Origin of the sequence: Enterococcus sp. DIV2385 (assembly GCF_051711925.1) — a bacterium.
GTDB lineage: Bacteria > Bacillota > Bacilli > Lactobacillales > Enterococcaceae > Enterococcus > Enterococcus faecalis.
Genome location: NZ_JBIONV010000001.1, coordinates 1,231,055 through 1,245,244, shown reverse-complemented (window position 1 = coordinate 1,245,244; position 14,190 = coordinate 1,231,055). Strand labels below are relative to the sequence as shown.

Here is a 14,190-nt window from a genome sequence, read left to right as displayed (position 1 = left end):
TTACCCTCCTATTTGTGACATAAATCGTTGTTCTCCTTGTTGTTCCAAAAAAAGATGTTTTTCAGGCTTACAGGCAATGCCACTCTTGATAATCCCTAACAATTCTGCTGTTTGTTCCTTAGCTAAAGCTTCCTTTAACGAGTAGCCGTCTGCAGAATGCAGGCACGTTTTTAAATGGCCGTCTGCAGTAATTCGGATTCGATTGCACGTCTCGCAAAAACAATGCCCTAATGCACTAATAAAACCTATTTTCCCTTTAAAATCTTTTAAGGCGTAATAACTAGCAGGGCCATTGCCCAATGGTTTTTGGTATGGTTGCAACGTTCCATAATATTTGGTTAAAATGGCTTCTACTTCTTCTTGTTGCTTACCTGGATGCTCCTTCCCTAATCCAATTGGCATCATTTCAATGAAACGAAGATGCACAGTCTCTTTCTTAGCGATTTCAGCCAGTTCTACAATTGTTGCTTCACTTAGCTCTTTCCTAGCTACAGTATTAATTTTGATATTAGGTAATCCCACATCAATCGCTTGTTCTAAGCCCGCCAGAACATTCCTTAACTGACCAACTCTTGTTATTTCTCGAAATTCTTCTGGATCCAAAGTGTCTAAGCTAATATTAATGCCGTCCAAGCCCACCTCTTTTAACCCTTGAGCCTCACGAGCTAACTTCATGCCATTAGTCGTTAAGGTTACTTTTTCGATGCCTGAGATTTGCTTTATCCTTTTAATTAAAGAGAGTAAATTTGGTCTAACAAGCGGTTCACCACCTGTTAATTTAACTTTTTTGATGCCTTCTTTCGCTAATATCCTCAGTAAAAAAATAATCTCATCATCTGTTAGAAGCTGCTCTTTTTTTAAAAAGCAAAGACCTGTTGCTGGCATGCAATACGTGCAACGTAAGTCACAACGATCTGTTAAAGACAAACGAACATAATCAATTTCACGGTTAAATGCATCTTTCATGCTGTTCACTCATCACTTTCCTTTGATTTAATTGAAGAACGAATGAAATGACCACTGCGTCCACCATTTTTCTCTAATAAACCAATGTTTGTCATTGTCATTCCGCGATCAATTGCTTTACACATGTCATAAATTGTTAAGAGTGCTGCCTGCACACCTGTTAGCGCTTCCATTTCAACGCCAGTTGAACCCACTGTTTTTGTAAAGCAACGTACTTCTAAACAAGTTTGATTGCGCCAATTAAACTGAATTTCACACTTTGTCAAAGCAACCAAATGACACAAAGGAATCCATTCAAACGTTCGTTTTGCCGCGGTAATCCCAGCGACTCTTGCTACCTGTAATACTTCACCTTTTTTAATCATTTGGGTCTGGATCGCTTCTGCTGTCGCTTCCAACATGTGAATTTCTCCATAAGCGAGGGCTGTTCTTTGAGTGTCATTTTTTTCCGAAATATCAACCATATGCACTTCTCCTTGTGTATTCAAGTGCGTAAATTCCTTACTTTGAACCATTTCTCCACCTCACATTTGACATTTGTTAACGTTTACACAACACTTCTTTTTCAAGTGTATCACTCTTGCATCAAAAAAACAATCTGGCATCCATAATTTTTTTTAGCGAGAAATCGAAGTTAAAAATGTTAAGCGACAAAAATTACGTGCTTCGCTTAGCCTGACCAGACTTTTGTCTAAGTCTTAAAACTTGATAAGTAATAAGCCACCAGTCGACTCGACTGATGGCTTACTTTCATACTAATCTTAGGTCAGGTTGTCATCAAGTTTGCCAATAATAGACTTTTACAAGCGCGCCTTTTTTGAGTAGTACACCAGCTGGTTGTTCTAGCAGGCAATTTGTTTCTAAAGTATTTGATAAATTGGATGAAAGATGACTTTTTGTCACTAAATTTACTTTGCCATCTATTTCTTTCGCTCGGTAAAATCGACGTAGTCTACTAGGGGTTAATTCATGCGCTAAAATTACTGTTCGTTCCTTGAGATTTAACTCGACACAATTAAAAAAAGTAGCTAATAATGTCCAGTAAAAAAGATGTAAATTAACCATTGCCGCAAACGGATTGCCTGAAACACTTAAAATGAGTGTTTCTTGAAATTTACTTCCCATAACTGGGGTTCCAGGTTTCATATTTACAAAATGAAACAACTCTGTTCCTCCGATACGTTTAATCGCTAAAGGTAAATTGTCCTTTTCACCTACCGAAACACCACCACAAGTAATTAATAAATCAAGTTTTGGTGAAATCTCAATCAGCCTCTTCGCTAATTCTTCAGGGTCATCTGAACAATGGTCTAGGTGGATTACTTCATTGCCACTCGCTTTGACAAAAGCTGCTAACATGTAGAGATTACTATTATAAATTTTCCCAACTGACAGTGGTTCTTCCAAAGAAACTAACTCACTACCCGTCGCTAAAATCCCCACCTTCATGCGCTTCAAAACAACAACTTTATCAATCCCTTGCATTGCCAACAAACCAATCATGCGACTATTAATCTGTTGATGTTTTGCTAAAATTTTTTGCTGAAAAGCAATATCTTCTCCAATTTCCGCATAGTTTTGGCCCGCAGTGACAGAGCGAAAAATTTTAACATGGTCTTGTCCAAAATCCGTCCATTCTTGTGGCACTACAGCATCAAAATCGGTTGGAATAAAAGCACCTGTTGTTATTTTAATCGCACAGTTATTCGTCTGATTACAATAAAACATGGAATCCCCTGCCACTAAAGAACCGACGACTTTTAAACAACTTGGGCTTTCAGCAGTCGCACCTCGTATTTCTACTGCACGAACGGCATACCCATCCATCCCGGCACGAGGAAAATGAGGAATCGCTGTTTCTGCAAAAATGGTTTCTCCGCTAATCCGTCCCAAGGAATCAAGCAGCGCCACTTCTTCTGTTTCACATTGACTCTTCATATGTTGGGTCATTTTCTCTCGTGCTTCTTCCAACTCGATCATGTTTTAACCATCCTTTTTTATTTATTCACTGGTTTAATCGCAACGGCACAAACTTTATATTCAGGAATTGTGGCGATATCATCAAATACAGCATTGGTGATTTCGTTAACATTCCCATCTGGAAAGTGGAATGTCATAAAGACTTCTTGCGGAAATACTCGATTTCCGACAGCCGCATAGGTTTCGATTTTGCCACGGCGAGAATGAACTTCAACTTTGTCACCTTCTTGGATTCCCAGAGCTTGTGCATCGACTGCATTTATCTCAATATAAGAGTGATTCGCTATTTGGTTAATCCCTTCCGTTCGTCCTGTCATTGCTCGGGTATTGTAATGGTAAAGCATTCGGCCTGTCGACATTAAATACGGGTACTCTTCATCTGGTAATTCTTGTGCTTGCTTATACGGAATTGCTTTAAATAAACCTTTCCCACGAGCAAAACTGCCCACATGCATAATCGGCGTACCTGGATCTGTCAAGCTCCGACAAGGCCATTGTAAGCTCTCCTTCTCTAATCGTTCATAATTAATTCCACCAAACGAAGGCGTCACAGCTGAAATTTCTTCCATAATTTCTTTTGCAGATTCATACGCACAAGGATAGCCCATTCGTGTCATGACTTCACAAAAAATTTCATAGTCTTCTCGCGCTTGTCCTCTTGGTTCAACAGCTTTACGGACTCTTTGCACGCGCCGTTCTGTATTTGTAAATGTCCCGTCTTTTTCTGCATAACTGATACCTGGTAAAACGACATCTGCATAAGCAGCCGTTTCTGTCATAAATAATTCTTGAACAACTAAAAAGTCTAAACTTTCTAAAGCTTGACGAACATGTCCTGTGTCTGGATCCGTAACAATTGGATCTTCTCCAAAAATATAAAGGCCTTTGACATTTCCTGCCGTTGCTGCTGGCAAGACTTTAGTAGAAGTTAAACCTGTGTTTCGATTTAACGGCACATGCCAAGCTTTTTCAAATTTGTCGATTACTTCTGGATTATTGACTTTTTGATAGCCTGGGAAATCATAAGGCATACAGCCCATATCGCAAGCACCTTGAACATTATTTTGACCTCGCAAAGGATTGACACCACAGCCTGGTTTTCCAACTTTACCAACCAACATTGCCAAATTAGACATACTCATAACACCCTCAGTTCCTGTCGAATGTTCCGTTACGCCTAAACAATAAATGATTGGTGCTTTCTCTGCTTTTGCATACATGCGTGCTGCTTGAATTAAATCTTCTGGATGAATATGACAAATTTCTGCGACTTTTTCCGGCGTATAATCAGCCACCATTTTTTCTAAATCTGAAAATCCTTCTGTCCGTTCTTCAATAAAATGGCGATCTGCTAAACCTTCTTTCAAAATCACATGCATCATGCCATTAGCAAATGCGACATTCGTTCCCGCCTGAACTTGTAAATGCAGTGCACTATCCTTCACTAAGTTAATTTTCCGCGGATCAACAACAACAACTTGCGTTCCTCTTTGGATGGCTTGGCGAATTTGCGCACCAATAACTGGATGAGCTTCCTCTGGATTGGAACCTACTAATAAAATCATGTCGACATCTTCAGTGATATCAGCAATAGGATTGGTCATCGCACCAGATCCTAAGGTTTGGGCTAAACCATGGACCGAAGCCGAATGACAAACACGGGCACAGTTATCAACATTATTGGTCCCAAAAGCAGCACGCACCATTTTTTGAAAGACATAATTATCTTCATTTGTCGCTCTAGAGCACGAAAAACCAGCAAGAGCATCCGCGCCGTTTTCTGCTTTAATTTCGTTAAATTTTGACGAAACAAGCGTTAAGGCTTCTTCCCAAGAAGCAGGTTCAAAAATCCCATTCCGTTTAATTAATGGCTCCGTTAAGCGATCTCCTGACCCAACAAATTTATATGAAGCAAATTTTCCTTTCACACAAAGTAAATTTTTATTAGCTGGTCCATCCAGGGGTTCAACACCCACCAAACGATTATTTTTAACGAGTAAATTCATCTGACAGCCTGTCCCACAATGCGGACAAGTTGTAGGGATTTTCTGGGTTTCCCATTTGCGGTACTCTTTCGTATCTTTTGCTGTTAACGCTCCTGTAGGACAGGAAGAGACACAATTGCCACATGATTCACAGATAGATTGATCAAACGCCTGCCCATAACTCGGCATCATTTTTGTTTCAAAGCCACGATTAGCAATACTAAGTACATCTCTTCCCTGCCGCAATTGACAGACACGGGCACAACGACGACACATGATACACTTTTCTGGATCATAAGAGAAAAATGGATTACTGGTATCTTCTTGATGGCAAGGCATTCTTTTTCCCTCGGTAAAGCTAGTGGCATCAATCCGATAATCTAGCGCATACTGTTGTAATTGACAATCCCCGTTTTTTCCACAAGAAAAACATTCTAATTTATGATTACTCAATAATAAATCAAGAATAAAACGTCTGGAATCAGCAACTTTTTCAGAATGTGTTGACACAACCATGTCCTCTTGACAATGTGCCGTACAAGCAGTTGTTAAGCCACCACGTCGGCCGCCTTCCACCTCAACCACGCACATCCGACAAGAACCATCAGGTGCTAATTCCTTTAAATGACAGAGCGTTGGAATTTCAACACCTAGCCCTTTCGCTGCTTCGAGAATAGTAGTCCCTTTAGGCACAGTTACTTCTTGGTTATCAATAGACAACGTAACTGTTTGCGTATGCAACTTAGTTTTCATTTTTACCAACCTCCTTTGCTGGTGGCATAGATTTCTGTTTCAGCAGTCGTTTCAAATTCTTCTGGAAACAAAGCCAATGCACTCTTCATTGGATTTGCGACTGATTGGCCCAAACCACAAGCTGATAATCGCGTGACATGCGTGAGCATCTTTTCCAATCGCGGCAAATCACTAGCTGTTGCCTCGTTCCGATTAAATTTACTCAATAATTCCAAAATCCTAGTTGTTCCCAATCGACAAGGGGTGCATTTACCACAGGACTCATGAGCAAAAAAGGCCGCCACGTGTACTAAATAGTCCACAACATTGACTGAATCATCCATTACTACAATTGCGCCAGAGCCGACAGATAAATCATGCGCCCATAAATCTTCGTAAGAATACAAACAATCCCTTAACGTTGCGACAGCACCAATTGGACCGGATTGTCCACCGAAGTGAATAAATTTTAATGGTCGACCAGTTGCAGAGCCTCCGCCGTATTGCTCGCCATAAATTATTTCTTCTAATGGTGTTCCAAGGTTGACCTCGTATAAGCCCCGATTTTTAATATGTCCAGACAAACAAATTAGCTTTGTGCCGCCACCATCGGCAGTACCCATCTCTAAAAAGGCTTGTCCACCTTCTCGTAAAATTATAGGAACACTTGCAAATGATTCAACATTATTCACTAATGTTGGTTGCAAATATAAACCAACATCTGCTAAGTGTGGTGGTTTGACACGCGGCCGCCCCGTTTTTCCTTCAATTGAATTTAAAAGTGCTGAATTTTCCCCACAAATATAGGCGCCAGCACCAGAAATAATCGTAATATCATAATTGAATCCTTCAATTCCTAAAATGTTTTCCCCTAAAAAGCCAGCTTGTCGTGCATTATCGAGTGCTTCTTGAAATGTTTTTTGAATTCTGCGATATTCTCCTCGCATATAAATATAACCTGCTTTTGCTGAAAATAAATAGCCAGCAATGATCATTCCTTCAATCACACTCAATGGATCTTCAGATAAAAGTACTTTATCCTTAAAGGTCCCTGGTTCGCCTTCATCAGCATTACAAACAATGTACTTTGTGGTTCCTTTTGCATGATAAAGATGGCGCCATTTTTTTCCTAAAGGATAGGCTGCTCCACCGCGACCTCTTAAGTGCGCAATATCCAGTTCGTTTAAAATTTCTTCATCCGATAGTGAAATTGCTCTTTTTAAACCATCAAATCCATCGTATTTACAATATTCAGCAACATCGGTCGCAGATTGCATTTTCCCCATTCTCTCTAATAACATTGGTTGGTTTCTCTTAAGCATTGACTCACCTCCTACAATCCTTCATAGCAATCATTTTGTAAATGTTGAATTAATTGATAAATTTTCTCTTCTGTTAGTTGACTAAAAACGGTGTCCTTAATTTTAATCACTGGACCCAAATCACAAGCCCCGATACAAGGAATACTGTGATACATAAATAAGCCATCTGGGGTCGGCTGATTCTCTGGCACTTCTAAAATAGTTTCTAAAACTTCGGCAACCATCGCCCCACCAGTATAATGACACGGTGTGCTGTTACAAATCTTCAAGACATACTTCGCTTGCGGTTCCGTCTTTAAAATGGCATAAAAACTGACGATTTCATAGACTCGCGCTTCCGTTAAATGTAGATGCTCTGCAACTAATTGAGCTGTCTCCTGATCTATATACCCTTCCTCTGAAGCAAATTGTAATTCAATTAAAATATTTAAAATTCGTTGTGGATCAGCATCGTTTTCTAGAATAATCGCTTCTTTTTCAATTAAGCTTAATGCACACATTCCTTTTTATTCCCCCTTTTTAGTGAAACTTGAAGTTGTTCTCCTTGATAATAGATACGCAATTCTTTTGGTATTTCAGCAGATAGTAAACAAAAATCGGCTTTATCTATGACTTTTTTTGCTGATTCTTTTTGGCGATTCTGGTTATTCATCATAAGAAATAGTCCTGGCTGCACAACATTACGTAATGAATTTGATTCACAAATGATTAATGCTTGGGCCGGCACAGCTTTCAGAAATTGCTGAATGGCTTCCGCCAAATTTTCTTGAAAAACTTTCAATAGAAAAACTTTTTGACAGCCTGCAGCTAATAATTTCATGGTATCTTTATTGCCAATCGTCTCTTGCTCTTCTACTAATTCATAACCAGCTGTAATACTGGTACAAATTCCGCATCCTTTTGTGCCTCGTTGACACACCCCTCGTTGACCACTAATCGTAATAATCTTCAAGCCATAAATTGGATAGACTTCTTGGTACTGTTTAATAAGAGCTTCGGCTAATGTCGTTTTGCCACTATTCCGACCAGTAGATCCAATTTGAATCATGTTTGGTACCTCAATTGCCATAGAGCTCCTCCGTCTGAATCGTTTTCTCAACTCTTGGTTTGACAGTTGCTGGTTTTGTCATAAAGATCAATGGTACGGCCATAAAAAGACTGCCCCCTACTGCATTGCCTAAAAATACCCATAATGTATTCTGCAAATAATCCCACCAACTGATTGTGGTACTTTGTGAAAAAATTGCCGCTGGAATAATAAATGCATTGGCGACCACGTGTTGAAACCCACAAACAACGAAAACCATGACAGGAAACCATAAGCCAAACATTTTACCTAAATATGATTTTGCCAACGCTCCGAGATAAACCGCTAAACAAACAAAAATATTACAGCCAATCCCTGAAACAAAAGCAACTAGCGGTGGATCAGCAATTTTCGCCTGAGCAACTGCGACTGTTTTATCCAGAAACGCACCTTCGGTTAACCCAACAATATGGCCAAATAAATACGCCACAAGAAATCCGCCTAGACAATTGGTCAATAAAACAACTATCCAGTTATAACAAAGAGCGCCCACTCGAACCTTTTTCTGTAATACGCCTAATGTCATTACCATCATATTGCCTGTTGCTAACTCACCACCAACAAAAGTAAGCGCTATCAATCCAACTGGAAATAAAGCTCCACCCAGAAAGTTGTTAAAACTTCCCCATTCTGTGGGGGCAGTTCCAGTGATACGAATAAACGCCAAGTAACCCAGTGCAATACAAAAACCAGCCATGATGCCTAAAATACAGAGTCGAACAAACGATAATTTCCCTTTCATTTCTGCCTTATCACCTAAGCTTGCAACTATTTCTTCACTACTGAAAAAATCCATTACGATTCCTCCTTTTTATCGATACCACTGAGACAATTCTTCTTTTCGATTGACATTTTTAAGTTGATTCTCTTTTGATAGTTGCACCGTTTTTACAGATAGATGCTCAAATTCTTGCCGAATCTGATAGTTATTTTGCGCAAGCTGTTTTTGAAATGTTGGTAAACAAGAACATCGATAAAAGCCAAATAATGGTTCTTGACGACCTTCAAAGTCAAAGATTGTTACTTGATTTTGTCCACGCTTAGAGGCTAACTGATACACAAGTTTAGAAGAAAAAGTTGGTATATCACAGGCAATTACAAACACTTCAGCTTTCTGAGTATAGTTCATTGCTGTCACAATCCCACCTAATGGCCCCTTTCCAAGATACATATCTTGAATGATTGTGCATTTTCTAAACGCCTTAGGAAATTTTTGGCTATCATTCGTTACTAAAATAACCTCTTCGAACAGTTCCATTAACTTTTCAGCTGTTTGCAAGATCACGTATTGGCCTTGAATTTTCAATAATGCTTTATCAAATCCCATCCGTGAACTTTTCCCGCCGCATAACAGCACTGCTGTACAATCAGCAATAATTTTCGCCACCCCTTTACCATAATTTTTATTAGTTCAAAAAAATATTTTTTAGTCATGTATTAAGTCTATTATAAGACATCCCTCGTACAAGTCAATTCCTTTTAAAAAAAAAGAACGAGAAAAAGAGCGACTCTTTTTCTCGTTCTACCTTATTCATCTGTTTGACGTTTTATTTCTTCAATCTCAATGCGTAATGATTTTCGTTTCTCAATGGCGACATAAACCAAGCCAATCAAAAAGGGTAACACAAAGCTACCAAATCGATACAGTAAAACAGATGCTACAGCATCAACATTGCCGACCAATGGTTTAAACAACAATAAGTAAACAAATTCAAATGGACCAATGCCAGCAGGTGTTGGAATAACTCCTGAAAGAATAACAGCAAAACTGGTAAAGGACATCACTAATAATAAATCAATATTCGGGTGATTTTCTACTAAAACAATGTAAGGAATAATGTACCAAAATAATAATTTAAATACATTCCATGAAAAGATTCGAAGCAACGCTGAGCGATCTTGTGTAATTGTTTGGACAGCCGCCCGCAAGGAATAGATTTGTAAATTACAATTATCCACCCAATCTCTTAGTTTTGGTCGTTTAAACCAACGATTGGCAAACTTAACCAATAAAACTTGGAACTTTAAGCTACTAGATAAAATAAGTAATGCTGCAATTATTACTAATGTTAAAATAACACCTGCTAAAATGAATGGAATCATCTTAGGCGCATTTTCATAAAACAGGGAAAATTGAATAATCAAACCAATAATTGCTAAAAAAATCACGGCTGCTTTGTACATAATCATATGTAATGCCGTTATCCCTACACTTTTAGAAACAGGAATTCCCTTTTTCTTATAAAAATAAATTTCTGAAAGCAAGGTTCCCGTGCCAAATGAAATAATCCGATAAAATGCTACATAACAAGAAGTAAAAAAACCATCCACTGTTGTAAAGTCTTTGTTAAAATAACGAGCTATTTCCTTGATTGAGCGCCCTTCTGCAAATTGATAAACTACTCCAAAAAAAATAACAGCAATCAGCACCAGCCAACTCGTTTCCATCAGTTGAGCAAAAATATCACTTAATGAATTATCCATGACATAAAAGATTACGCCTAAAACGATAATCATTAACAACATATTTAAGCCAATTTTTACTTTTCCTTTCATCGCTTCTCCTTTTTTGTTCTTACTTAAACGTTAGATAGATGCAACTAATCATCGCGATTACGCCAATTGAATAACACAATGCAAAAACTGGTTTTTGGGTTTTATGATGAAATTTCTTTTGTCCCATTAGCCCACCTAGACCGCCACCGACAAGTCCTATCGTCAATAAGCGGCGTTCTGGAATACGCCAGTTCCCACGTTTTGCTTGTTTTTTATCATAACCCATCATACTAAACAATACTAAATTAATGACGAGGAAATAAATGATTACTATCCACTGAAGCATTCTTTCTGGCCTCCTAACTAGTTACTGTACTAGGATACCTTGTTCTGATTCTAATTGCAAAAAAATTTTCAATGACTCATGAAACTACAACAGGAAAGTAAGCTCTCGGTTGCCCGTTTTCTTACTTTCCTATTGAGTGCCTCATTTATTTTGCATTTAATTCAGCAATTTTAATAATCACATTGGTCGCTTTTTCCATGGCTTGTAATGAAACAAATTCAAAACGGCCATGCATATTTTCGCCACCAGCAAAGATATTTGGTGTTGGAATCCCTAAATAAGAAATTTTTGAGCCATCCGTTCCACCGCGAACAGGTTCAATAATTGGTTGAATTGACAATTCTTCCATTGCTTGTTTAGCAATTTCGACAATGGACATATCTTTTTCAATCACTTCTCGCATATTATAGTATTGATCAAATAAATCAACTTTGATTCGTTCTTCATCAAATGGTGCATTCAATGTTTGCTGAATTTCTTTAATTTTAGCTTTACGTGCTTCAAAAATCTCGCGATTGTGATCGCGAATAATATACGTCATTGTAGCTTCTTCTGGCGTTCCAGCAAACGCTGCTAAATGATAAAAGCCTTCTTCACCTGCTGTTTTTTCTGGAACTTCGTCAGCAGGTAAGGCATTATGGAAATCAATTCCTAATTGTAACGCATTAATCATTGTATTTTTTGCTGTTCCTGGATGAACGTTTTTCCCTTGAATTGTAATTTCTGCTTGCGCCGCATTAAACGTTTCAAATTGTAATTCACCTACTGGTCCGCCATCCATTGTATAAGCAAAATCCACGTTAAATTGAGCGACATCAAATTTGTCGGCACCTACACCAATTTCTTCGTCAGGACCGAAAGCCACACGAATGGTGCCATGTTTAATTTCTGGGTGATTAATTAAATATTCCATGGCTGTCATTATTTCCGCAATACCTGATTTATCATCAGCCCCTAATAAAGTGGTACCATCTGTTGTGATAAGTGTTTCACCACGATAATTTTTTAAGTTAGGAAAGTCTTTCGTATTTAAAGTGAATTTGCCTTCTTTATCTAAAGGAATCGTTGATTCTCCGTCATAGTTCTCAACAATTTGCGGAGAAACATTCACTGCATTAAAATCAGCCGTATCCATATGGGCAATAAAGCCGATTGAACGAACGTCTTTCTCCACGTTACTAGGTAACGTAGCAATTACAAAACCATTCGTTTCGTTATAAATAACATCGCTCATCCCTAATTCTTCTAATTCTTTTTTTAAGGTTTGTGCAAAGGCTACTTGTGTTTGTGTTGATGGTGTCGTTGTGCTTGTTGCATCTGAGCGTGTTTCTGTTTTCACATAGCGTAAAAAACGAGGTAATAAATTTTCATACATAAAAGAACACTCCTTTAATCTTCATTTTTTTATTTAAAACGAAATGGGTTGGTATTCGCTTCTGATTCAAAAATGGATACATCCCACTCATTTTCTTGTTTCCATTGATTCATTAATTCCACAAGTTTTGGCTTACAAAGCGCTTCAATGTAATGACCAGGATCGATGACTGGTAAATCTTCAGCAATCATGTCATGTGCCGTATGATAATACACATCACCAGTAATATAGACATCGGCTTGTTTACGTAATGCATCATGATAGAACTTTTCACCACTTCCACCACAAATGGCTACCCGTTGAATCATTTTAGTATCATCTTTTGCAATGACCCGCAAGCCATCCAATTGGAAAGCTTCCTTGACTTGCTGTACAAAATCAGAGAGTCTCACAGGCTTGTCTAATACTCCAACCCGACCTAAACCAAATTCTTTTGATTGATTTTCAATGGTATAAACATCATACGCCGGTTCTTCATAAGGATGCGCCTGTAACATAACTGCAAGAACTTGTTCTTGTTTAGTTTCAGGGAAAATCACTTCGATTTTTGCTTCTTGGACGACACTTTCTTGACCAATATCGCCAATCGTTGGATTTGCTCCTTGTGTTGGTGTAAAACGTCCTGTTCCAATTAAAGAGTAACTTGTTTTAGAATAATCACCTTGAGCTCCAGCGCCAGCTAGACCTAAAGCTTCTCTCATTTGGGGAGCTTCATCAATTGGCACAAAAACGGCTAATTTTTTATAAGGAACAGTATGTGTTTTAGTTAAAAAGGTGGTCTGTTTAATTCCCAATAATTCACAAAACCAATCATTTAGCCCATTGTCAATAATATCCATGTTAGTATGCGCTGCATAAACAGCAATATCGTGTTTTAATAAATCAGCGTACATTTTTTCTTGAAAATTATCTGTGGTTAATCGCTTAACTGGGCGGAAAATAGGTGGGTGTTTCGCAATAATTAAATCAACCTGCTTCTCAATTGCTTCTGCAACGACCTCAGGACGAACATCTAAGGTAACCATCACATTTTCAATTGGTTTATCTAACGTACCAATGTGCAAGCCCACAGGATCTCCCGTTTCTGCTAACCATTCGGGACAATAGTCATTGAAGCGTCGAATCAATGTCTTACCGTTCACAGCCATTGGCCAGCACCTCCTCAATTAATTGTTGGTCTTGCTGTAGTTTTACTTGTTTTTCAATATGTTCTCCACTTGTTTTTGCTAGTTGTGCAAGAACAGTTTTGCGCTGTTTTAATTCTCGATGCCATTTTTTGGTAAAAACCGGTCCTTGTTTTTTAATTAAAACTGGCCCAAATAGTAATTCTTGGTCCGTATAAGAAACGGATTGCTCTGTTTTTTCAGCTACGATAATTTCATACAACTTACGGTTTTCTTCCACGATTGTTTCATCAATAATACTGTAGTCGTTTGCCATTAACCAGCGGCGTAAAGTTGGTTCACCAATATTCGGTTGTAAAACAAGGCGTTCCTTCCCTGTTAAACGATTTTTTTTGCGTCCAGCTTCTAAAATATCTCGGATTAATGTGCCACCCATTCCACAAATACTAATGACGTCTATTTGATCTTCAGGTTCAATTGCATCTAGCCCGTTCGCTAAACGTACGATAATTTTATCCGTCAAATTAGATTTACTGACTTGGGTTTTGGCAGATTGATAAGGGCCTTCTACCACTTCCCCAGCCACAGCAAAAGACAGTTTATTTTCTAACATTAAAGCAACTGGTAAATAAGCATGGTCTGAACCAATGTCTGCTAAGCGACTTCCTCTAGGGATTAAATCACCAACCGTTGCGAGACGTTTTGATAATTGATTTTCATTCATATTTTTGATTCCTCCGTTGCTTATTATACCATTGTCAATTGAAGATGAAAACT

The 14,190-nt window shown here is 38.4% G+C and carries 14 protein-coding genes; all 14 read right to left on the bottom strand.

Annotated elements, in window-relative coordinates:
• Positions 1 to 975, bottom strand: coding sequence for a GTP 3',8-cyclase MoaA (moaA, locus tag IGM04_RS06150; RefSeq protein WP_086317853.1), 975 nt, complete (start codon positions 973 to 975; stop codon positions 1 to 3).
• Entirely contained in the window at positions 972 to 1,481 is a 510-nt protein-coding gene (moaC, locus tag IGM04_RS06145) for a cyclic pyranopterin monophosphate synthase MoaC (protein WP_002360420.1), read from the bottom strand. Before moaC ends, moaA begins: the two co-directional genes overlap by 4 nt.
• 262 nt (positions 1,482 to 1,743) lie before the next feature.
• Entirely contained in the window at positions 1,744 to 2,946 is a 1,203-nt protein-coding gene (locus tag IGM04_RS06140) for a molybdopterin molybdotransferase MoeA (protein WP_086317852.1), read from the bottom strand.
• 17 nt (positions 2,947 to 2,963) lie between these two features.
• A complete protein-coding gene (fdhF, locus tag IGM04_RS06135) occupies positions 2,964 to 5,684 on the bottom strand; it encodes a formate dehydrogenase subunit alpha (RefSeq protein WP_086317851.1) in 2,721 nt (906 codons plus the stop codon).
• 2 nt (positions 5,685 to 5,686) lie between these two features.
• Complete coding sequence (locus IGM04_RS06130) at positions 5,687 to 6,985, bottom strand: complex I 51 kDa subunit family protein (RefSeq protein WP_010822780.1); 1,299 nt, start codon at positions 6,983 to 6,985, stop codon at positions 5,687 to 5,689.
• An 11-nt stretch (positions 6,986 to 6,996) separates the two neighbouring features.
• Entirely contained in the window at positions 6,997 to 7,485 is a 489-nt protein-coding gene (locus IGM04_RS06125) for an NADH-quinone oxidoreductase subunit NuoE family protein (RefSeq protein ID WP_002357722.1), read from the bottom strand.
• Positions 7,473 to 8,054, bottom strand: coding sequence for a hypothetical protein (locus IGM04_RS06120; RefSeq protein WP_002363879.1), 582 nt, complete (start codon positions 8,052 to 8,054; stop codon positions 7,473 to 7,475). The genes IGM04_RS06125 and IGM04_RS06120 overlap by 13 nt, the downstream gene beginning before the upstream one ends.
• Positions 8,044 to 8,868: a formate/nitrite transporter family protein gene (locus tag IGM04_RS06115; protein ID WP_002357725.1), complete on the bottom strand. Its 825-nt coding sequence runs from the start codon at positions 8,866 to 8,868 to the stop codon at positions 8,044 to 8,046. The genes IGM04_RS06120 and IGM04_RS06115 overlap by 11 nt, the downstream gene beginning before the upstream one ends.
• Positions 8,869 to 8,883: 15 nt before the next feature.
• On the bottom strand, positions 8,884 to 9,459 hold the full coding sequence (gene mobA / locus IGM04_RS06110) for a molybdenum cofactor guanylyltransferase (RefSeq protein ID WP_163327346.1): 576 nt from the start codon (positions 9,457 to 9,459) through the stop codon (positions 8,884 to 8,886).
• A 140-nt stretch (positions 9,460 to 9,599) separates the two neighbouring features.
• The gene (locus tag IGM04_RS06105) at positions 9,600 to 10,628 is read right to left on the bottom strand and encodes a lysylphosphatidylglycerol synthase transmembrane domain-containing protein (protein ID WP_086317850.1); all 1,029 of its coding nucleotides are present in this window, start codon (positions 10,626 to 10,628) and stop codon (positions 9,600 to 9,602) included.
• 19 nt (positions 10,629 to 10,647) lie between these two features.
• Complete coding sequence (locus IGM04_RS06100) at positions 10,648 to 10,914, bottom strand: DUF1294 domain-containing protein (RefSeq protein ID WP_002360427.1); 267 nt, start codon at positions 10,912 to 10,914, stop codon at positions 10,648 to 10,650.
• Positions 10,915 to 11,059: 145 nt separating this feature from the next.
• The gene (gene pepT / locus IGM04_RS06095) at positions 11,060 to 12,289 is read right to left on the bottom strand and encodes a peptidase T (protein ID WP_002360428.1); all 1,230 of its coding nucleotides are present in this window, start codon (positions 12,287 to 12,289) and stop codon (positions 11,060 to 11,062) included.
• A 29-nt stretch (positions 12,290 to 12,318) separates the two neighbouring features.
• Entirely contained in the window at positions 12,319 to 13,437 is a 1,119-nt protein-coding gene (locus tag IGM04_RS06090) for a Nif3-like dinuclear metal center hexameric protein (protein WP_086317849.1), read from the bottom strand.
• The gene (locus tag IGM04_RS06085) at positions 13,421 to 14,137 is read right to left on the bottom strand and encodes a tRNA (adenine(22)-N(1))-methyltransferase (RefSeq protein WP_086317848.1); all 717 of its coding nucleotides are present in this window, start codon (positions 14,135 to 14,137) and stop codon (positions 13,421 to 13,423) included. The genes IGM04_RS06090 and IGM04_RS06085 overlap by 17 nt, the downstream gene beginning before the upstream one ends.
• Between the last annotated feature and the right edge of the window lie 53 nt (positions 14,138 to 14,190).